A 19,628-nucleotide genomic window follows, 5' to 3' on the forward strand; every position below is an offset into this window, starting at 1 on the left:
AGGACTTCTTCGATGACCCAGACCCCGGCGCCGCGGCGCAAGGTGGACCGGGACGAGGTGTTCGTGGAGTTCACCAAATCCATCTGCCCGCTGTGCAAAACACCCGTCGACGCGCAGGTCAACATCCGCGACGACAAGGTCTATCTGCGTAAACGCTGCCGTGATCACGGCGAGTTCGAGGCGCTGGTCTACGGGGACGCCGAGGAGTACATGGCCTCGGGACGGTTCAACAAGCCCGGCACGATCCCCCTCACGTTCCAGACCGAGGTGAAGGACGGCTGTCCGTCGGACTGCGGGCTGTGCCCCGAGCACAAGCAGCACGCGTGTCTCGGGATCATCGAGGTCAACACCGGCTGCAACCTGGACTGCCCGATCTGCTTCGCCGACTCCGGCCACCAGGCGGACGGCTACGCCATCACGCACGAGCAGTGCGCCCGGATGCTCGACGTCTTCGTCGAGAGCGAGGGCGAGGCGGAGGTGGTGATGTTCTCCGGGGGCGAGCCCACCATCCACAAGCACATCCTCGACTTCATCGATCTCGCCCAGGCCCGCCCTATCAGGAACGTCACCCTGAACACCAACGGCATCCGCCTGGCCACCGACCGGGCCTTCGTCGCCGAGCTCGGCAAGCGCAACCACGTGCTGGGCAAGTCCGTGAACGTCTACCTCCAGTTCGACGGCTTCGACGAGCGCACCCACCTGGAGATCCGGGGCCGGGACCTGCGCACGTTCAAACAGCGCGCGCTGGACAACTGCGCGGAGGCCGGGCTGACCGTCACCCTCGTCGCCGCCGTCGAGCGTGGCCTGAACGAACACGAGCTCGGCGCGATCATCGAGTACGGCATCGACCACCCCGCCGTCCGCTCCGTCGCGTTCCAGCCTGTCACCCACTCCGGCCGGCATGTCGAGTTCGACCCGTTGGAACGGCTCACCAACCCCGACGTCATCCGGCTGATCAATGAGCAGCGGCCGGACTGGTTCCAGAAGGGGGACTTCTTCCCCGTGCCGTGCTGCTTCCCCACCTGCCGCTCCATCACCTACCTCCTCGTCGACGGCGAACCGGGCAACCGCACCGTCGTCCCCATCCCTCGACTGCTGAACGTGGAGGACTACCTCGACTACGTCACCAACCGCGTCATGCCCGACGCCGGAATCCGCGAGGCCCTGGAGAAACTGTGGTCGGCCTCCGCGTCCATGGGCACCGCCACGACCGAGGAGAAACTGCGGGCCACCGCCGAGGCCCTGGACTGCACCGACAGCTGCGGGATCGACCTTCCGCAGGCGGTGAAGCAGCTGAACGACAAGACGTTCATGATCGTCGTGCAGGACTTCCAGGACCCCTACACCCTCAACGTCAAGCAGCTGATGAAGTGCTGCGTCGAGGAGATCACCCCCGACGGACGCCTCATCCCGTTCTGCGCATACAACTCCGTCGGCTACCGCGAAGAGGTCCGCGCGGCAATGTCCGGCGTGCCGGTCGCCCAAGTGGTGCCCAACGCGCTGCCACTCGTCGACCGTCTCACCGCCACCCCGTACGGGTCCAAGACCTCCCGCACCGCCTCTGGAGAAGCGGAGTCCCCGTCATGACACAGCCACCCACGGGCGAGGAGCTCAAGGCGTGCTGCGCCGCCGCCTACTCCTCCGACATCGTCGCCCTGCTGCTCGGCGACTCCTACCACCCTGGCGGCACCGCGCTGACCCGCCGCCTCGCCGACGGTCTCACCCTCACACCTGGCGCGCGGGTTCTCGACGTGGCCTCCGGCCGCGGCACCACCGCCCTGCTCCTTGCCGACGCCTACGGCGCCGAGGTCGACGGGGTGGACTACGCGCCGGCAAACACCGCCCTGGCCCAAGGCGCCGCCCAGGCCGCAGGACTCGCCGACAGGGCACGCTTCACCACCGGCGACGCCGAACAGCTGCCCTACCCCGAGGGCGTCTTCGACGTGGTGGTCTGTGAGTGCGCGCTGTGCACCTTCCCCGACAAGGCACAAGCGGCCACCGAGTTCGCCCGCGTCCTCAAGGCGGGTGGCCGGCTGGGCATCACCGACGTCACCGTCGACGCCGCCCGGCTCCCGCCTGAACTCACCGGTCTCGGCGCCCGGATCGCCTGCATCGCCGACGCCCGGCCCCTGGACGAGTACGCCGAGATCCTGGCAGCCGCGGGCCTGCGTACCTTGCGCGCCGAGCGCCACGACGAGGCCATGCTGCGCATGATCGACCAGATCGAGGCCCGGCTGCGGCTGCTGCGTATGACCGCGCCGGCCAGGCTCACCGCCGCCGGCGTCGACCTCGACGCCGCCCCCGCCGTCCTGGACGCGGCCCGCACAGCAGTGGCGGACGGTGTCCTCGGCTATTCCCTGCTCATCGCCGAGCACACTCCCCATCCGGCCGAGAGCGGAACTACCAGCGCGTAGGTAAGGGCGGTCACATACCTGCCCACGCCATGCGTCCTAGCGTCAGCGGCGAAAGCAACAGAGCGAACCCACCAGATGAGATGATCACTATGGCCACCGCAGCACACGTATCCCCCAAGACCGCCGAGATCCCGGTCCACGCCGCCTGGGGCGCCGCGGCCGGCCTGGTCGGCGGCATCGGATTCGGCATCTGGATGTCGGTCTCCCGACCGATGATGGACACCGCGATGATCACGATGGTCGCCGGGCTGCTCGGCTCCACCAACGCGTTCGCGGGCTGGCTGATCCACCTTGCGATCGCGGTGACGGCCGGCACCGCCTTCGGCGTCGTGTTCGGTCACCTCGCGCAGCGCCTCGCGCCCGCCGTCGTCCTCGGCCTGATCTACGGCGCCCTGTGGTGGACCCTCGGAGCCCTGTGGATCATGCCGGCCAACATGGGCATGCCGGTCTTCGAGTGGAACGACGTCAGTGCCTCCAGCCTCGGCGGCCACCTCGTCTTCGGCCTCCTGGCCGGAGTCACCTTCTTCGGCATCGCCCGGATGGCGGGCACGCGGACCGGCCGGGCCGCGGGATGACACCGATACCACCAGCGTCAACGCCCGGTCCCGGCACACCGCTCCGGGGCGCTGAACCTCTCCTCGGTGCCCCGGACGACTACTGTCTGGCAAGCAGCGCGAACACGCTGGCCAGCCCGCCGTGGGGAGTCGCGCCCCCGCCGTGGGCACCGGGACGACGCGAGGAACCACACCACATGAACCACACCGGCGGCGAGGACGAGAAGACCTGGTGCATCTCCGAGGTCGACATCTTCCGCGACCTGAACGAAGCGGAGATGGACGCCATCGCCGCCGCGGCCCCCATGAAGACCTACAGTGCCGGCGAGCTCCTCTACTCCCCCTCCCAGCCCTCCGAGGTGCTGTTCATCCTCAAGAAGGGCCGCATCCGCATCTTCCGGGTCGCCGCCGACGGGCGCGCCCTGACCTGCGCGATCATCACTCCCGGCACGATCTTCGGGGAGATGGTGCTGCTCGGGCAGCGCATGTACGACAACTTCGCCGAAGCCCTCGACGACGTCACCGTCTGCGTCATGAGCCGCACTGACGTCCACCGCTTCCTACTGGCCGACGCCCGAATCTCCGCACGCATCACCGAGATCCTCGGCCGACGCCTGACCGACCTCGAACAACGCCTGTCCGACAGCGTCTTCAAATCCGTACCCCAGCGCATCGCCACCACCCTGCTCACCCTCGCCGCCGAGACCCGCCCCCGGGTGCTCGGCGCCCGCAGCCCGCAGATCGCCCTCACCCACCAGCAGATCGCCGCCCTCGCCGGCACCTCCCGGGAAACCACCACCAAGGTCCTGCGCGACTTCGCCGACCAGCACCTCATCCGGCTCGCACGCGGACGGATCACCGTCCTCGACCCACAACGCCTGACCGATCACGCCGGATGACGTCACCCAACCCGAACCACGCCGTGGCACCCTCCGTGTTGCCACTGCCATGGGCGGAGACGCGCCGTCGTAGGCTCCTCACCGGTCGTCATCCTCCGCGACCGCCCTGCTTCCTCCAGGCGGTTGGCGGTTGGGCCTGCCGCGTGGCAGCCTGCTCGCGGAGCCGGCGCAGTTCCTCGCGGGCGCGCCTGATCTCCGCATCGACGCTCTCACGGGTACGCGGGGCTGGGGTCGTACGGCAGCCGGCCTTGCGCCGCATCGGGCGGATGCAGCACACGTACATGACGGCCACGGCGAGGAGAGTCACGGCCAGTGGGAGCCAGATGCCCATCACGGCGTGCGGTCCCGGTCGCTGTCGGGGGCGGCCTTCGGGGTCGTCTCGTCGCGCAGGGCTTCTACCTCCTTGCGCAGCCGGATGAGTTCCTGTTCCTGTTCGGCCGTGGGGGTGGTCTGTGGCGGCTGTGCGGTGTCCGGATGCTTGGAGCGCATCATGAACCACATCATCAGCCCCATGCCGATGGGGCAGGCGAGCAGCGGCAGCAGGTACAGCAGCTTGTCCATCACCAATCCTCCGGTCCGTTCTGGCGGTGTCGTCAGGCGCCACGGAGGAGAGCAGACCTCCATATGCCTGACATTACGACGCTAAAACCTTCCCCCTGGGGCACGGTCAAGAGCGACGGGCCGGCTCGTCGCCCGGATCGGTGGACGTGATGATTCGCCCTCGTGGTCACTGCCCGACGGCTACACGCGGTGGCCTACGATGGCGCGCATGACGCGACGCCTGCCCCCGGCGCTCCGGACGTGGTCCGGGGCACTGCTGGTGTGCGCACTGATGTTCTGCCTGTCCGGGCTGGGGCGTTCCGCCATGGCGATGCCCATGGCGATGGCCGGCCCTATGGGGGCCGTATCCGCGTCGGTCGGCTCCGATGCCACTGCGGGGCATGCGGCGATGGTGAGCGATGCCAGCGACAGCGGACCGGGGTGTCCGACCTCCCGGCAGCAGTGCGAGGCGCCGAAGGGCACCGTCGTCCAGGACGGTCCGAACACGCCAGTGCTCGACGATGCGTCGGACGCTGCGGCCTGCTCGTCGACTGCCCTGGTGGCGCAGCCCAACGCGCCTCCTCGCATACTCCCCCCTCCTGATCTGCACCGGCTGTGTGTGTCACGGACGTGACAGCTCCCCTCTCGTGAGGCCCTGCCTCGCGGGACGCCGCGCTGTCCCACGTCCACTTCGGCATGCCCCCGTGCGTGCCGTTGTCGCAGAACAGGAGTTACGACGCATGCCGTCGTCCATTGCCTTGCTCGTCACCGGTGTCAGCACCGGTCTGCTCGCCGGTGGCGCTTCCTGCGCCGCCGTACAAGGGGGGCTACTCGCCGGCGCGGTCACCCGCCGCACCCCCGCCCGGGTCCTCGCCGCCGCTGCGTCCGCGAAGCGGCCGAAGTCCGCGGGCCGCACAGCCACCGCACAGCGGCTCGCGGCGCCCCCGGCGCCCGAGCCGCTGGCCGGACAGCTGGCTCCGGTGGGTGCGTTTCTTGCCGGGAAGCTGCTCTCGCACACCATCCTCGGAGCGCTGCTGGGGATCTTCGGCTCAGCGTTGCAGCCCAGCCCCCGCGTCCAGGCGGGGATGGTGGTCGCCGCCGGACTGCTGATGGTGCTGTTCGCGCTCGACCTGTTCGGGGTCAAGGCGGTGGGGCGGCTGGTGCCGCGGCCTCCCGCCTCGTTCGGGCGGCTGCTGCGGCGCAGCGCGAAGACCGACTCCGCCGCCACCCCGGCGCTGATCGGGTTCGCCACGGTCCTCGTGCCGTGCGGGGTGACGCTGTCCGTGGAGCTCCTCGCCATCACCTCCGGGTCGCCGATCGCCGGAGCCGCCGCCATGTTCGGATTCGTGCTGGGGACCGCGCCGCTGTTCGCGGCCCTCGGCTACGTGTTCCGCCGTACCAGCAGGGCGCTCTCGGGCCAGCTGGCCTTCCTGACGGGTGTGGTGGTGGTGGCCATCGCCGCCTGGACGGTCATGTCCGGACTGCAGGCCGGGGGCTGGGTCTCCCTCCAGTCGCCGGCCAAGCAGGCCACGGCGAGCGGACCGTTCATCGTGGAAGGCACCGACCAGCCCGATGCCGAGGAAAGCGCCGACGGTGGCACGTCAGCACCGGCCGACGCCCCCGTCCGCATCGATGCCTCCGGACAGCAGATCCTCACCCTCACGGTGACCGACTTCTACGAGACCACCCAGTTCCCCGCCAAGGCCGACACCCCCACGACCCTCGTTCTGCGGGGCAAGGACTCCGGCGGCTGCACACGCGCCTTCACCATCCCCGAACTCGGCGTCCAGGAGATCGTCAAGCGCAACGGCGACACAGAGATCGACCTGGGCACCCGCAAGGCCGGCAGCCTGCGCTTCTCCTGCGCCATGGGCATGCAGACCGGCACCATCGACTTCAAGTAGAGAGACCCTGGACATGAGCCTGTTCAGCCGTAAGAAGGCGAAGACCATGACCGAAACCGGACCCGAGGTGGTTCTCCTGGTCGAGGGCATGCACTGCACCAGCTGCGGCCTGCTCATCGACGACGAGCTCGAGGAAATCCCCGGCGTCCGCTCGTCCAGCACCGACGTGCGGGCTGGACGTACGGTCGTCCGCCTGGAGGAGGGCGCGGAGGTGGATGCCGCCGTTCTCGTCACGGCGGTGCAGAAGGCCGGGGAGTACACGGCCCGGCCCTCCGACTGACGCCGCACTGCGTGCGACCGCCCCGGCGACTTCCTTCGCCGGGGCGGTCCGGTTCACAGGTCCACGACGAGCCGTGGGCTGACGGCCCGGGAGACGCAGGGGTAGATGACGTCCCGGCGCTCGCGGGCGCGGCCGGTCAGCACGGTGTCGCGGTGGTCGGGGACGCCTTCCAGGACGCGCAGTTCGCAGGTGCCGCAGAAGCCCGCCTCGCAGGAAGCCTGGGCGCCGGGCACGGCCTCGCGCACCACGTCGAGGAGGGTGCGGTCGGCCGGGACCGGCAGAACGCGGCCGCTGCGCCGCAGCTCGACGTGGAAGTCCCGCGCCGCGGTGGTTGGAGTCTGCGGCGGCGCGCCGAAGCACTCGGTGTGCAGGTGCCGGTCGGGAAAGTCGGCCGCCATGAGCCGCTCCACCGCGGCAATGAGCGGCTCTGGCCCGCAGCAGTAGACGGCCGCCCCCGGCGGGGTCCGTGCGAGTGCGGCGGCGAGATCGGGTAGGCCGCAGGTGTCCTGGGGTACGAGCTCGACGCGGTCGCCGTCGAGGGCGAGAAGGTCTCCGGTGAAGGCCATCGATGTGCGGGATCGCCCGCCGTAGAGCAGGCTCCACTCCCGGTCTGCCGCCTCCACCGCGCGGACCATCGGCAGGATCGCCGTGATGCCAATACCGCCGGCGATGAACAGGTAGTGCTCGGCCAGGACCAGAGGGAACCTGCTGCGGGGCCGGCTCACCGCGACCCGTCGGCCTGCCCGCAGCGTGCGGGCTTCCGCCGATTCGCCGCGCCCGGCCGGGTCATGGTGTACGGCGATGCGATAGGTCTGCCGGTCGGTCGGGTCGCCGCAGAGCGAGTACGGGCGGATACGGCCGGATGGCAAGGCCAGCTCGACATGGGCACCCGGCTCCCAGGGGGCGAACAGTCTCCCGTCCTCGGCGGCGAACTCGACGGATACGACGCCATCAGCGACCGCTCGTACGTCCTGGACCACGGCGGCCCGGGATCCGGGGGGTTGGGCGGTCACGCGCGTGTCCGTGCCGGGCGGCAGCACGTCGAGCGCGCCGCCGACGCCGTATGGATCGCCGGGCTCGTCCTGGGTCTGGTCGTGCTGCCCGTGCTCGCCGTCACCGCCGCCCTGGACGGACGGTCCTGGTCCAGCGTCGTCCGCTGCGACGTCAACGCCGGCACCGGCCCCCAGCGCGCCCGGATGATCGAGCTCGAACGGCAGGCCAGTGGCGTCGTCGGCTGGGACATCGGCAAAGGCGAAGTCGCCAACGGCACCCACTGCGCCGCTGACGACAACGACGTGATCCGCGCCCCGTGGTGGCGCAGCTGAACCCCACAGGCGCCCACCCGCACCCCGTTGGATATTTCAGACGAACCGCTCGGGCCCATCGCTCGGGCCCATGGAGGGAGGACAGAAGACCATGCAGCGACGCATCGTCGTCATCGGCGCCGGTCACATGGGCTCGGTCATCGTCCACGGCCTGCGCCGCAACCTGCCGGACGTACCGCTGACCGTCGTCGAGCCCTCCGCCGAACGTCTCACAGCACTGCGGCAGGACGGCATCGACGCCGTACCCCAGTACGTGCCGCACCCCGGCGACGTGACGGTGCTCGCCATCCCACCACAGGCCCTCGCCGCCTTCGCCGCCGGCCAGCCGCCCGGCACCTTCCACGACGTCACCCTCGTCTCGGTGATGGCCGGCGTACCCACCGCCATCCTCGCCGCACTCCTCGGCGCCCCGCACGTCGTGCGCGCCATGCCGAACGTCGCCTCCCAGGTCTCCGAGGGCATGACCGTGATGTACGCCGCCGACACCGTCACCCCCGAGGCCCGGGCGCTCGCCGAACGGGCGCTCACCTCGATCGGCCGCGTACTGGTCGTCGACGACGAGCGGCTGCTGGACGACGCCACCGCGCTCGCGGGCGGCGGCCCGGCCGCATCCGCAATCCGCCAGGAGTTCGCCGCCTGGCACCGCGAACTCACCGAGCGAATGCGTGCCGAGGGCGAGGTAACGCGTTCGCCGCAGACCGAATCATCTGCACCCCCACATGAGGAACAGACCCAGACCCCACTACCGGCGCCGCCACCTCGTCCCGACCCCGGTGGGTTCACCAGGCGGTAGACGCGGGTCCACCACCCTGCCCACATGGTCTCGACGGCCTGAGTGGGGGTGCAAGCCGCCCGTGCCGGGCCTCACGGGATCCAAGCAATTGGCGCCGCATCCTGCGCGACCGCCCCGTCGGGCTCGGACGCCGTCGGCGGCTGATTGTTCCGCATGGGCTGGCCTGCGGCAACGGACCCCGCCCGGAAAGTGAGCCCGGATGGGCCGGCAGTTCAGGCCCAGAGTGCCTCGGCCAGCGCTACCCCGGCGAAGACCGCGCCGAGCCCGGCCACCACGCTGGCGATCACGTTGACCGCGGCGTAGAACTTCGCGCCGTCCTCGACCAACCTCAGCGTCTCGTAGGAAAAGGTCGAGTACGTGGTCAGCGCCCCACACAGGCCGGTGCCGACCAGTAGCTGCACCTGCGAGGACGCCGCCCCAGCCGTAACCGCGCCGGTCACCAGCCCCAGCACCAGGCAGCCCACGACGTTGACGGTGAAGGTTCCCCATGGGAAGACGGTGTCGTGCCGTTTCTGCACCGCGCGGTCGGTCAGGAATCGCAGCGGGGCGCCGACCGCGGCCCCGAGGGCAACCAGCAGCCAGTTCACTTCGCCTTCTCCCGTCCCACGTACCGGATGACCTCGCAGTCGTCGAGAATCACCAGCCCCTCCGCCACGAGCTCGTCGAGCTCCGGCAAAAACGCCCGGATCTTGTCCTCGGCGTCCACGATCACCACCGCCACCGGGAGGTCCTCGCTCAGCGACAGCAACCGCTGGGTGTGGATCAAGGAGGAGGCCCCGAAGCCCTCGATCCCGCGGAACACGCTCGCGCCCGCCAGCCCCGCCTTGCGCGCCCGGTGGACGATCTCCGTGTACACGGGTTTGTGGTGCCACAGGTCGGTCTCGCCGATGAAGATCGTCACCCTGAGGGCTCTGCCCGTCAGCCTGGTCACTGCTGCCTCCATGCCAGTACGCGGCGCGTCACCCACACCGCACTCCACACCGCCACCAGCGCCGCGAACACCGTCAGCGTCAGATAAGCCAGCCCGGCAAGGGTCTGCCCGCCGGCCACCAGCTTCTGGATGTCCACCGCGTAGGTCGAGAACGTCGTGAACCCGCCGAGCACACCGGTTCCGAAGAACGGCCGCACCAGCCGGTGCGCCGCCCACACATCCGTGATCACGACCATGAATACGCCGATCACCGCACAGCCCACGGCATTGACCAGCAGTGTCGTCCACGGAATCGAACCCACCGCGGTCGGCCATATCAGCGAAGCCGCGTACCGGGCCGAGGCCCCGACCGCACCCCCGAGCGCCACTACCGCCACGACCGGCCACAGCCCCCGCGCGACATCACGCCGCTGCGGCGGAACAGAAAGCTCGCCATCGCGAGTGGAAGGGGCTCCCATGGACACGTCTCCTACCTGCAAGGCACCCGCACCCGGGCACACGCCGTCACAAGTAGGGACCGTTGGCGGCGCGGATGCCGCGGTTCGGGTACGGCGGGCCCCACCGCCGGGCGGCGCCCCGCGAGGTCACCGCTGCCCCAGATTACCTGCCCAGCCTTCCCCCGAACGAACGGGTGGGACCAGCTGCTCCGGCCTCCGACGGGGTGGCCGGCCACGACGGCCTGACCACGACCCGGCAAGCCTTCCGGTCACAGCACTATCGAGGACCCACGTTGTCATCGCTGCCACCTGCCATGAACTCGTCCCGCTCACGGACGGGGAAACCCGGTCACTCCCCGTACCGGGCCAGCGTCCGGGCGATGAGCAGGGCGACGTCGTCGTGGTCACCGGGGTGCCGCGCTCGCGCAGCAGGAGGTCGCAGGTGTCCTCCAGGTCGCGGTGGGGGCCGGCGAGCAGGGACAGGAGGAGACCGATGCGGTCGTCGAGGGGTTGGTCGCGGGTCTCCACCGGGCGTCGGTGTAGACGACCAGCTGGTCCCCGGCGCCCAGGTCGAGGTAAGTGATGGGCGCTATGGGCGCTGCGTGCGCGAGCGTGACGCTGGACTCCTGCTCGGAACCGACCTGGACTGCGGCCGGATGCGGCCTCCTCCCGACGCCACCAGGGCGAGGCATGCGGCCACGACGGAGAGTGTGGCGAGGGCCGCGAAGAGGTGGGGGTAGCCGCCGAGTGGGGCGGCGAGGGCTGCGCTTGCCCAGGGGGCCAGGGCTGCCGCGATGTGGGCCGGTGCGCCGAGGAGTCCGGAGAGGCGGCCGTAGTGGGTGGTGCCCCAGCGGTCGGTGACGGCGGTGGCCTGGAGGAGGGTGAGGTTGCCTCGGACGACTCCGGCGACGACCGCAAGGAGGACGAGCAGGGGCATGGGTCCGGGGATGAGTGCCAGCGTTGCCGTGGTCGCGCCGCCGAGGGTGATGAGGGTGACCGTACGGGTCGTGACGGACGTGCGGGCTGACAGACCTGTGTAGAGGGTGCGGCCGAGGGTCTGGCCGGCGCCGCCGAGTCCGAGGGCCCAGGCTGCGGTTGTCGCGTTCGCGCCTCGTTCGGTGAGGAGCGGGATGAGGCCCATGACGACGGCGTACATGGCGAAGCCGGAGAGGGTGAAGGCCGCGGCCAGGAGGAGGAAGGAGCGGCTGCGGGTGACCGGGGTGCGGTGGATGACGGGTGGCGCTGGTGGTGCGGGCGGCCAGGGCGCGCGTAGGGCCAGGGCGTGCGCGGGGATGGTGACGGCGGCCAGGATCACGGCGAGGACCGCGTACGTGGTGCGCCAGCTCAGGTGCTCGGCGAGGACCGCGGTCAGGGGTGCGAAGACGGTGGAGGCGAGCCCGCCCGCGAGGGTGACGATGGTCAGGGCACGGACACGGTCGGGCCCCCACCAGCGCGTGAGTGCGGCGAAGGCGGGCGGGTAGAAGGTAGCCGCCATGGCCACTCCCGCGAGCATCCAGCCCACCGTGAAAACGGCCAGATTGGGGGCGGCGGCAATGCCGAGGAGTGCGAGGGTGGCGAGTACGGAGCCTGCCGTCATCACGGCGCGCGGCCCTCGGCGGTCGAGGATCCGGCCGATCGGGATGCCGGCCACGGCGGAGATGAGGAGCGCGAGGGAGAAGGCGGCCGTCGCGCCGTTGACGGACCAGCCGGTGGCGGCCGTCAGCCGCGGGAGCAGGACGGGGAAGGCGTAGTAGACGATGCCCCAGCTGGTGATCTGCGTGGCGCAGAGCGCGGGCAGTACGGCGCGGGGCCGCGACCGGTCCCCCGTTCCGGTCGCGGCGCCGCTGCTTTGGAGGTCGGTCACCGTGGGTCAGCAGCCGCCGGATTGGGCCGGGGCGCCGACGCCGATGGTGAGCGTGGCGGGGGCCGCGCAACAGCCGCCACCGGTCTCTTCGGCGGCCTGGGGCTGGTCGAAGAGGCCGGCGCCGCCGCACACGCCGGTTTCGGGGAGGGTGAGTTCGACGCGTTCGGCTGCCGCGCGGTCGCCTGCGAGGTGGGCGGCGATGGAGCGGACCTGTTCGTAGCCGGTCATGGCGAGGAAGGTCGGGGCACGTCCGTAGGACTTCATGCCGACGAGGTAGACGTCCTTCTCCGGGTGGGAGAGCTCGTTCACGCCGTGGGGGTAGACGGTGCCGCAGGAGTGCTGATTCGGGTCGATCAGCGGCGCGAGCTCCAGCGGGGCCTGGAGGCGCTCGTCGAGGCCGAGACGCAGCTCGTTGAGGAAGGTGAGGTCGGGGCGCAGGCCGGTGAGGACGATGACCTCGTCTACGGGGTCCAGGCGGCGGCCGTCCTCTGCTACGAGGACCAGCCGGTTGCCGTGGCGCTCGATGGCGGAGGTGCGGAAGCCGGTGACCGCGTCGGCGTACCCGTCGTCGACGGCGGCCTTGGCGGCGAGGCCGAGGGCGCCGCGGGCGGGGAGCTGGTCGGCGCTGCCGCCGCCGAAGGTGGAGCCGCTGATGCCGCGGCGCAGGACCCACACCGCGTGGGTGGATTCTTCGTCCTTGGCAAGGTCGGCCAGGTAGGCGAGGGCGGTGAAGGCGGAGGCGCCGGAGCCGATGACGGCGGTGCGCTTGCCTGCGTAGCGGGCGCGGACGGCCGGGTCCTTGAGGTCCGGAATCCGGTAGGAGATCCGGGCGGCGGCAGCTTTCTCACCGAGGGCGGGAAGGCCGTCGCCGCCGATGGGGCTGGGAGTGGACCAGGTGCCGGAGGCGTCGATGACGGCGCGGGCGGTGATCCGCTCCTCGGTGCCGTCGGCGTTGAGGATGCTGATGGTGAAGGGCTGCTGCTCGCGGTCGGCGTCGACGATCCGGTCGCGGCCGAGGCGGGAGACGCCGGTCACCGTGGCGCCGTAGCGGACCTTGTCGCCGAGGACGTCGGCGAGTGGCTGGAGGTACTGCTCGGACCAGTCGGCGCCGGAGGGGTAGGTCGCGCCGTCGCGGGCGGTCCACCCGGTGGGGGCAAGGAGCTTCTCGGCGGCCGGGTCGACGAGCTCGGACCAGGTGGAGAACAGGCGTACGTGGCCCCAGTCCCGCACCGCGCTGCCGGCGGCCGGTCCGGCTTCCAGGACCAGGGGTTCAATGCCGCGCTCAGTGAGGTGCGCGGCGGCGGCGAGGCCGGCCGGGCCTGCTCCGATCACGACGACGGGCAGGGCTTCGGTGGATGCGTTCACGGCGGGCTCCCCATTTGATTCGACGCCTGTCGATGTCCTGACGACTCAAGAGTGACACCCACATCGACGTCCGTCAACATAGACATCTGTCGAAGTTCATCGGATGATGGGGGCATGCCCACTACGAAGGCGTTGCCGCTGCTGGAGCCGGAGGCCATGGCCCCGTGCTGCCCGCCCCTGACCGAGCGCCCGCTGACGGCTGCGGAGGCCGAGCGGGCCGCGGTGATGTTCAAGGCGCTCGGAGATCCGGTGCGCCTGCGACTGTTCTCCGCCATCGCCTCGCACGAGGGCGGCGAAGCGTGCGTGTGCGACATCTCCGACGTGGGCGTCTCCCAGCCGACGGTCTCCCACCACCTGAAGAAGCTCAAGGACGCCGGCCTGCTCTCCTCCGAGCGGCGCGGCACCTGGGTGTACTACCGGGTCGAGCCGGCCGTACTGGCTGCCATGGGCCAGCTCCTGACGCGGGCAGCCTCCGTATGAGCGTCACCATCGCGCCGCTGACCTGGGCGCACGCGGACGAGGTCCTGGCGATCTACCAGGCGGGCATCGAGGAGGGTAACGCCACGTTCGAGACCGCCGCACCGACATGGGCGGAGTTCGACGCGGCGAAGCTGCCCGAACACCGATTCGCCGCACTCGCCACCGACGGCAAACTGCTCGGCTGGGTGGCCGCCACCAAAGTCTCCGACCGCTGTGCTTACGCCGGTGTCGTCGAGCACTCCGTCTACGTTCACCCGGGCGCCCGCGGCAGGGGCGTCGCCAAGCAGCTCCTCGCGGCGCTGGTCGAGTCGACCGAGGCCGCGGGTATCTGGACGATCCAGTCCGGCATCTTTCCCGACAACGCCGCCAGCCTCGCCGTCCACGACCATGCGGGCTTCCGGATCATCGGCACCCGCGAGCGCGTCGGCCGGCACCACGGCCTGTGGCGTGACGTCGTCCTGCTGGAGCGCCGCAGCCCGCGTATCACCTGACTGTTCTGCCGGTGTCAGCTGCCGCCGTCCAGGGTGAGCTGGCGGAGGTGGAAATCGAAGTGCTGAGTCGGGTAGCGGTAGATGTCCGCGAGTGTCATGTAGTCCTGGAAGAAGGGATCCCAGCGGACGGGGTAGTGCATTCCGCGGGCAAGCTCTGCTTCGGACTCCGCGGTCAGCCGGCGCTGCAAGGCGTCGAGGACGTGGTCGAAGGCGGCGCCCATCCGGCGCGGCCCGTAGACCGTCACCGCCCCGCGCGGACCCACGCAGTTGATCCAGTCGAACGGTACGGTCCCCGCGTTCAGCAAGTGGGCGAACACCTTGCCGACCCTCCGGGGGAGCCGCCCGAAGACGCGGACCAGGACCAGCAGGGCGCGGACGACCATGTACCCGAACAGCATGTGCCACAGCAGCTGCTCGTTGGTCCACTTGGTGCCGCGGGTGGGCCTTGCCAAGTCCGCCTTGGAGGCTGAGTCCAGCAGCTGGTGGAAGGTGCGGCGGGCGCGCTCGTAGTCCTCGTTCACGGCCTGCCGGTCCATCGGGTCGGTGTGCGCCATGGCCTGCCATCTTTCGATCGGCACTCGGGGCTTGTGATGATGGCGGCTTCCGAGCACTGGTACCAGCGTAAGGCGCCGGTTCGGTCTGTTCACGGGAACGAGTTCGACGGCACGGGCATCCCCGAATACAACGAGAGGGGCGGCCGTCACTGCTGGTTCTCGGAGGTCCGAACGAATCCAGAGCGGACTCCCGGTGCCTTGCCCCGAAGGTGGGGGCGTGCCGTAGCAACAGGGGTGGGCCACCAGCGAGGATGCCCGTCATGACCACGGACCAGACCCTCTATCCCCTCCGGCCGACGCACTCAGCACCTGTGGTGTTCGGCGCGGGTGCGGCGATCGGAGTGCTGGGCGGGATGATCGGCCTGGGCGGTGCCGAATTCCGCCTGCCACTGCTGATCAGCCTCTTCGGGTTCGCCGCCCTCTCGGCGGTCATCCTGAACAAGGCGATGAGCCTGGTCGTGGTCCTGGTCGCGCTGCCCGCCCGCCTGGCAGCAGTCCCGGCCGCCGAGGTCGCGTCCCGCTGGCCCGTCGTGGTCAACCTACTGGCCGGCAGCCTCCTCGGAGCCTGGGCCGGAGCGAGCTGGGCAGTACGCATGCGCAGCACCACCCTCTACAAGGTCCTGGCAGCGCTGATGGTCCTCATGGCGGCCGCCCTGGTCCTCACCCACACCACCACCCTGGACAACCTCGCGCTGCCGCTCTGGGCCCAGATCCCCGCCGGAGTTGCGGCCGGGTTCGGCATCGGCGTCGTCGCCGCGATCATGGGAGTCGCCGGCGGCGAGCTGCTGATCCCGACGATCGTGCTGCTGTTCGGAGAGGACATCAAGACCGCCGGAAGCCTCTCCCTGCTGGTCTCCCTGCCGACCATGCTGGTCGCCTTCGCCCGCTACAGCCGCGACGGCAGCTTCGCCATCCTCAGCGCCAGCCTCCGCTTCGCCCTCACCATGGCCGCAGGCTCCGTCGCCGGGGCGGTGCTGGGCGGACTGCTCCTCGGCGTGTTCCCGGATCTGGTGCTCATCCCCGCGCTAGCCGTGATCCTCCTCGCCTCAGCGCTCAAGCTTGCCCGTCACGGCTGATCGGGCCCGGCGCCTCCCCATCTCATGAACTTCGGCTCTGGCCTGAGCTGGGTGCCTCCCGAAGCCCTGAACAAGCCGCTGTCGAAACTCAACTCGCGAACAGAACCACGCCGGTCAGCCGTCCTGGAGGAGCGGGCCGAAGGTCTGCTGCCCGATCTCCACGGCACGGGCCTGGCTGACGACCTGCCCTTTCAGCTCCGGGTGCTCCTGCTGCCACTGCTCGGCCGTGGCGTGGCCGGTGAAGAAGTTCAGCGCGTCGCAGCAGAGGGTGGCTGTGGGTCCCGTGCCTTCGCGGCGGCCGACGAACACGACGGCGGCCACCGGTTCCCACACCGTGGTGCCGCTGGTGAAGGTCACGGTCACCGGCCGGCCGTCGACCGGGTCCGAGGAGGAGATCACCATGTCCTGGCCCAGCATCACGGAGAGGCCGAGGGCGTCGATGGCGCACATCGACCACACCTCCACTCCGCTTGCCAGCCGTACCCGGTGCCGGGTCTCCACCGCCGAGAACGGGTACAACGCTCGGATCCGGCCCGCGTCGTCCAGGGCCAGGAAGTCCTCCCGGTCCAGCTCGGCAAGCACCTCGGCAGCGGTCCTCCCGGCCTGCGCGGCAACGGCTTCGAGCACCGGCATGTCCGGCGAGAGCCCTGTCTCGGCGAAGTGCCGCAGCACCGCCTGCTGCACGGCCCGCAGTCCGCGCTCGGCGGGGGCGCGGCGGCCTCGTCCCGCCCGGCCGACCGGATCCAGGACATCCGCCTGACAGCACTCCTGGCCTGCCTCGGCCGCGGCAAGGCTCACGCCGGACAGAGCCCGTCGCAGGGCAGGGACGCTCGGCGCGCCCTCGGTGCGGCCGCCGGTGTCTCGGTAGAGGCGGCAGGACACGCTCGCCGGGGCGCCGGGCGTCGCGAAGGGGTCGACGCCGTCGAGCAGCACGGTCGGCGAGCCCGTCATGCCCAAACGCTCGGCCTCCGTCTCCTCACTTACCTCGATCAGTTCGACGTGGGCGGTACGCGGGCCGAGTGCGGCGGTGATCCGCTCCCGTACGACCGGCACGTTCGGGCAGTTGGGCACCGTCAGGATCGTGATCCGCATTCCGCTGTCCTCCGTGGTGGTGTGGCCCTCGGCCCGACGGTAGACCTTCCAGTGCACTGGAAGGTCAAGGCGTAGCGTGGGGGTATGCGCATTGGTGAGCTCGCGGCATCCGGCCGGGTGACGGCCAAGGCCATCCGTTTCTACGAGCAGGCCGGCCTGCTGCCCGCCCCGCCCCGCACAACGGGTGGCTATCGCGAGTACCCGCCGGAGGCTGCGATGCGGCTGGCGTTCATCCGCGACGCCCAGGGCGCCGGTCTGACCCTTGCCGAGATCCGGTCCGTCCTGGAAATCCGCGACAGCGGCGAAGCCCCCTGCGGCCACGTCACCACGCTGATCGACCAGCGCCTGACGGACATTGAGCGGCGCATGGCCGAACTCCGCCAAACCCGCACCGCACTGCGTGAGCTCGCCCGACGGGCCGCCGCCACCGACCCGGACACCTGCCATGAAGGCGGGATCTGCACCATCCTCACGCGACCGTGACCGGCTCCCGTTCCGGGACGAGGCGGGGAATGAGGCGTACGTAGGCGACCATGCCGATGACCTCGACCAGGGTCTGGGTGACCACGACGACCGCGGCGACCGCCAGCTCGTCGGGGAGAGCGAGCGCGAGAGGCAGCACGACCAGGGAGTTGCGGGTCGCGCCGGTGAAGACGACCGCCCGCGAGGCCGGGGCGTCCAGGCGGAAGAGGCGGGCGACAACCCGTCCGGTGAAGGCCATGACCACCAGGAACGCGGCGTAGAAGGGGATCACGGCGGCCACGTCGCCGAGGCTGCCGCCGAGCTTGGGGACCTGCGAGGCGACCACGGTGATGAGGGTGGCGGCCATCAGCGGCACCATCGTCGTCGTGGCGGCGTCAGACACCTTCTGCCCGGCCGGTGTGCGAGCCGCCCACGCCTGGAGGGCCCAGGCCAGCACGAGGGGGATCACGATGAGGAAGAGGAAGGCTTCGAGGAACGGGCCGGCCTCGACGATGTCGGCAAGGTCCGGGCCCATGAACAGGTACAGCAAGCCCGGCAGGAGCAGCATCTGCACGACGAGCAGGAGCGGGGTGGCGGCCAGCAGGCGGCGGCTGTCCCCGCCGGCGAGGCCGCTGAAGACGATGACGTAGTCCACGCACGGGCACAGCAGAACCAGCAGGACCCCGATGCGTACGGCCTGATCGGCGGGCAGGAAGGTGAACATCGCGGCGACGACCAGGGGCACGACAGCGAAGTTTACGGCCAGGGCCGCGGACAGGAACCGGCCGTCGCGCAGGGAGCGGAGCAGGTCGGCGGCCAGGACCTGGAGGAAGGTCACGAACAGCAGCGCCCCGAGGACGGGGTTGATGGCGAGCTCGAGTCCGGGGCCGGTAGCCGGGGCCGCCCAGCCGAGTAGTCCTCCGAGAGCCATGGTGCCGAGGTAGATCGCGATCTGGTGCTGTTCCATGCGCTCGACCAGACCCTGCGGTTCCTGCGACACCTTGCTGACTCCCTGCCGTGCGTGCGTACTGATCGTGTGGCCGCCCTGTGGGCGGCGGGGTCATTGTGGCAAGCGGGCGTTTCCTGCCGCCGGCGGCGGGGTGGTGGGCAGGCCCAGGTCCACGGGACCCGGCGCGCTCGCGCAGGCGGCGGCACGACGACGCCGGTGCAGTACCCACGCCATGGCGGCCAGGGCGAGCACGGTGCCGCCGGCCAGGGCGGGAACCCAGAGGGAACCGATCGCGGTAAGTGCCCCCAGCCCGCCGAGGAAGGCCAGGATCGGGCCGATGCAGCACGCCGCGCAGGCCAGGGCGGCGAGCGCGCCCACGCCGAGGAGGGACGTGCCGGAGGACTTCGTCTCGGGGTTCATGCGGTGGCTCCGAACAGGTCGGTCAGCAGGGAGCCGGCGGCTTCGGGCGCCCGCACGGTCAGCGTCAGCCGGGCGGGGGCGAGGTTCAGGGTGAAGTCGAAGAACGCGCAGCAGTCCTGTTCGGCTGCGGCGAGCGAGGCGAGTTCGGCGGCCAGTTCCGGGGTGCTGGGGAAGGTCAGGCGCACTCCGTCCGCGAACTCCTCGCGGCTCGTGGCCTGCGCGATCAGGTCCTGCCATTGGGCGGTGCGCTCGACGAGTTCGGCCCCGCCGAGCGTGCAGGCCACCGGTGCCTCGCGCCACGGCTCATCGGCCGCGACCTGGGGGCGGGTGGGTGAGAGTTCGATCAGGACCGGCCCCGGCGCCTGGGCCTTGTCGCCGGTGGTGGTGCAGCCGCAGTCCGGGCCGCACCCGCCGGCCGGGGCCGGACCGGACAGCTGCCGGTGGACGTCGGCGAGGCGGGCGGAGAACGCCGCCAGCTCGGCCGAGCGGCGGTCCGCGTCCGCGATCCGTTCGAAAACCAGCGGCACCATCCGCGCCCGCACAGCCGCGCACACACCGGCGTCCCGTACGTCCAGCAGATCGCGGATGTCCTCCAGCGCCAGCCCCAGCAGCTTCGCGGAGGAGATGAACGCCAGCCGCTCCACCGCGTCCGGCCCGTACTGGCGGTAGCCGGACGAGGTCCGCTCGGCGGGCAGCAACCCGGCCGTCTCGTAGAACCGCAGTGTGGAGGCCGGGACGCCGGAGCGTTCGGCCAGCTGCGAGATACGCAGTGTGCTCATACCTCGAACGTAAACCTTC

At 70.6% G+C, this 19,628-nt stretch carries 24 protein-coding genes; 12 read left to right on the forward strand and 12 right to left on the reverse strand.

Translation table 11 applies throughout. The features are described 5' to 3' along the window. Nucleotides 1-12 precede the first annotated feature (12 nt). The 4 genes from J7F03_RS25590 to J7F03_RS25605 all read left to right on the forward strand — a co-directional run bounded on the left by J7F03_RS25590 (nt 13) and on the right by J7F03_RS25605 (nt 3,867). Nucleotides 13-1,587: a radical SAM protein gene (locus J7F03_RS25590; RefSeq protein ID WP_214953371.1), complete on the forward strand. Its 1,575-nt coding sequence runs from the start codon at nt 13-15 to the stop codon at nt 1,585-1,587. Further along, nucleotides 1,584-2,414, forward strand: a complete 831-nt coding sequence (locus J7F03_RS25595) for a class I SAM-dependent methyltransferase (RefSeq protein WP_214953374.1) — start codon at nt 1,584-1,586, stop codon at nt 2,412-2,414. Before J7F03_RS25590 ends, J7F03_RS25595 begins: the two co-directional genes overlap by 4 nt. Nucleotides 2,415-2,503: 89 nt before the next feature. Then, nucleotides 2,504-2,989, forward strand: coding sequence for a hypothetical protein (locus J7F03_RS25600; RefSeq protein WP_214953376.1), 486 nt, complete (start codon nt 2,504-2,506; stop codon nt 2,987-2,989). A gap of 176 nt (nt 2,990-3,165) precedes the next feature. After that, nucleotides 3,166-3,867, forward strand: coding sequence for a Crp/Fnr family transcriptional regulator (locus J7F03_RS25605; protein ID WP_251072471.1), 702 nt, complete (start codon nt 3,166-3,168; stop codon nt 3,865-3,867). A gap of 330 nt (nt 3,868-4,197) precedes the next feature. Here J7F03_RS25605 and J7F03_RS25610 read toward each other — a convergent pair whose 3' ends face one another. Beyond that, nucleotides 4,198-4,428 (reverse strand): hypothetical protein, encoded by a 231-nt coding sequence (locus tag J7F03_RS25610; protein WP_214953380.1) that lies wholly within the window; start codon nt 4,426-4,428, stop codon nt 4,198-4,200. 719 nt (nt 4,429-5,147) lie between these two features. On the opposite strand from J7F03_RS25610, the gene J7F03_RS25615 reads away from it, so the two are divergent. Both J7F03_RS25615 and J7F03_RS25620 read left to right on the forward strand, forming a co-directional pair. Beyond that, nucleotides 5,148-6,311, forward strand: coding sequence for a sulfite exporter TauE/SafE family protein (locus J7F03_RS25615; protein WP_214953382.1), 1,164 nt, complete (start codon nt 5,148-5,150; stop codon nt 6,309-6,311). Nucleotides 6,312-6,324: 13 nt separating this feature from the next. Continuing rightward, nucleotides 6,325-6,591 carry a cation transporter gene (locus J7F03_RS25620; RefSeq protein ID WP_251072472.1) on the forward strand — a complete coding sequence of 89 codons (267 nt, stop codon included), beginning with the start codon at nt 6,325-6,327 and terminating at the stop codon, nt 6,589-6,591. 53 nt (nt 6,592-6,644) lie between these two features. Here the strand turns inward: J7F03_RS25620 and J7F03_RS42405 are convergent, their stop codons facing one another. After that, complete coding sequence (locus J7F03_RS42405) at nt 6,645-7,604, reverse strand: PDR/VanB family oxidoreductase (RefSeq protein ID WP_308379963.1); 960 nt, start codon at nt 7,602-7,604, stop codon at nt 6,645-6,647. On the opposite strand from J7F03_RS42405, the gene J7F03_RS25630 reads away from it, so the two are divergent. Together J7F03_RS25630 and J7F03_RS25635 are read left to right on the forward strand one after the other, a co-directional pair. Further along, nucleotides 7,593-7,916 carry a hypothetical protein gene (locus J7F03_RS25630; protein WP_214953384.1) on the forward strand — a complete coding sequence of 108 codons (324 nt, stop codon included), beginning with the start codon at nt 7,593-7,595 and terminating at the stop codon, nt 7,914-7,916. The genes J7F03_RS42405 and J7F03_RS25630 overlap by 12 nt on opposite strands. Before the next feature lie 91 nt (nt 7,917-8,007). Then, nucleotides 8,008-8,709: a pyrroline-5-carboxylate reductase gene (locus tag J7F03_RS25635; RefSeq protein ID WP_214953386.1), complete on the forward strand. Its 702-nt coding sequence runs from the start codon at nt 8,008-8,010 to the stop codon at nt 8,707-8,709. A 212-nt stretch (nt 8,710-8,921) separates the two neighbouring features. On the opposite strand, the gene crcB (J7F03_RS25640) is transcribed toward J7F03_RS25635, so the two are convergent. From crcB (J7F03_RS25640) to J7F03_RS25660, 5 genes are all read right to left on the reverse strand, one after another. Beyond that, the gene (crcB, locus tag J7F03_RS25640) at nt 8,922-9,296 is read right to left on the reverse strand and encodes a fluoride efflux transporter CrcB (protein WP_214953388.1); all 375 of its coding nucleotides are present in this window, start codon (nt 9,294-9,296) and stop codon (nt 8,922-8,924) included. Beyond that, complete coding sequence (locus tag J7F03_RS25645) at nt 9,293-9,640, reverse strand: DUF190 domain-containing protein (RefSeq protein ID WP_214953390.1); 348 nt, start codon at nt 9,638-9,640, stop codon at nt 9,293-9,295. The genes crcB (J7F03_RS25640) and J7F03_RS25645 overlap by 4 nt, the downstream gene beginning before the upstream one ends. Next, nucleotides 9,637-10,098 carry a fluoride efflux transporter CrcB gene (gene crcB, locus J7F03_RS25650; protein WP_214953392.1) on the reverse strand — a complete coding sequence of 154 codons (462 nt, stop codon included), beginning with the start codon at nt 10,096-10,098 and terminating at the stop codon, nt 9,637-9,639. Before crcB (J7F03_RS25650) ends, J7F03_RS25645 begins: the two co-directional genes overlap by 4 nt. 568 nt (nt 10,099-10,666) lie before the next feature. Beyond that, complete coding sequence (locus J7F03_RS25655) at nt 10,667-11,941, reverse strand: MFS transporter (protein WP_214953394.1); 1,275 nt, start codon at nt 11,939-11,941, stop codon at nt 10,667-10,669. A 6-nt stretch (nt 11,942-11,947) separates the two neighbouring features. Then, nucleotides 11,948-13,306, reverse strand: a complete 1,359-nt coding sequence (locus tag J7F03_RS25660) for an FAD-dependent oxidoreductase (RefSeq protein ID WP_214953396.1) — start codon at nt 13,304-13,306, stop codon at nt 11,948-11,950. 114 nt (nt 13,307-13,420) lie between these two features. Here J7F03_RS25660 and J7F03_RS25665 point away from each other — a divergent pair, with 114 nt between their 5' ends. Then, complete coding sequence (locus J7F03_RS25665; RefSeq protein ID WP_214953398.1) at nt 13,421-13,786, forward strand: helix-turn-helix transcriptional regulator; 366 nt, start codon at nt 13,421-13,423, stop codon at nt 13,784-13,786. After that, the gene (locus J7F03_RS25670; RefSeq protein WP_214953400.1) at nt 13,783-14,277 is read left to right on the forward strand and encodes a GNAT family N-acetyltransferase; all 495 of its coding nucleotides are present in this window, start codon (nt 13,783-13,785) and stop codon (nt 14,275-14,277) included. Before J7F03_RS25665 ends, J7F03_RS25670 begins: the two co-directional genes overlap by 4 nt. A gap of 14 nt (nt 14,278-14,291) precedes the next feature. Here J7F03_RS25670 and J7F03_RS25675 read toward each other — a convergent pair whose 3' ends face one another. Continuing rightward, entirely contained in the window at nt 14,292-14,855 is a 564-nt protein-coding gene (locus tag J7F03_RS25675; protein ID WP_308379964.1) for a DinB family protein, read from the reverse strand. A gap of 236 nt (nt 14,856-15,091) precedes the next feature. On the opposite strand from J7F03_RS25675, the gene J7F03_RS25680 reads away from it, so the two are divergent. Continuing rightward, entirely contained in the window at nt 15,092-15,907 is an 816-nt protein-coding gene (locus J7F03_RS25680) for a sulfite exporter TauE/SafE family protein (RefSeq protein ID WP_214953402.1), read from the forward strand. A gap of 114 nt (nt 15,908-16,021) precedes the next feature. Here the strand turns inward: J7F03_RS25680 and J7F03_RS42735 are convergent, their stop codons facing one another. Beyond that, entirely contained in the window at nt 16,022-16,999 is a 978-nt protein-coding gene (locus J7F03_RS42735; protein ID WP_214953404.1) for an alkylmercury lyase family protein, read from the reverse strand. An 84-nt stretch (nt 17,000-17,083) separates the two neighbouring features. Between J7F03_RS42735 and J7F03_RS25690 the strand changes: the two genes are divergently transcribed. Next, complete coding sequence (locus J7F03_RS25690; protein WP_214953406.1) at nt 17,084-17,482, forward strand: heavy metal-responsive transcriptional regulator; 399 nt, start codon at nt 17,084-17,086, stop codon at nt 17,480-17,482. Here J7F03_RS25690 and J7F03_RS25695 read toward each other — a convergent pair. Genes J7F03_RS25695 through J7F03_RS25705 form a run of 3 tightly spaced genes read right to left on the reverse strand, consistent with a single transcriptional unit; the run spans nt 17,469 to nt 19,609 of the window. Beyond that, nucleotides 17,469-18,461 (reverse strand): arsenic resistance protein, encoded by a 993-nt coding sequence (locus J7F03_RS25695; RefSeq protein WP_214953408.1) that lies wholly within the window; start codon nt 18,459-18,461, stop codon nt 17,469-17,471. The two genes, J7F03_RS25690 and J7F03_RS25695, sit on opposite strands and share 14 nt — an antisense overlap. A 60-nt stretch (nt 18,462-18,521) precedes the next feature. Then, complete coding sequence (locus J7F03_RS25700; RefSeq protein WP_251072474.1) at nt 18,522-18,830, reverse strand: hypothetical protein; 309 nt, start codon at nt 18,828-18,830, stop codon at nt 18,522-18,524. Further along, nucleotides 18,827-19,609 (reverse strand): MerR family transcriptional regulator, encoded by a 783-nt coding sequence (locus J7F03_RS25705; RefSeq protein WP_214953410.1) that lies wholly within the window; start codon nt 19,607-19,609, stop codon nt 18,827-18,829. Before J7F03_RS25705 ends, J7F03_RS25700 begins: the two co-directional genes overlap by 4 nt. Between the last annotated feature and the right edge of the window lie 19 nt (nt 19,610-19,628).

Origin of the sequence: Streptomyces sp. ISL-43 (genome assembly GCF_018614195.1) — a bacterium.
In the GTDB taxonomy this organism is placed as follows: Bacteria; Actinomycetota; Actinomycetes; order Streptomycetales; family Streptomycetaceae; genus Streptomyces.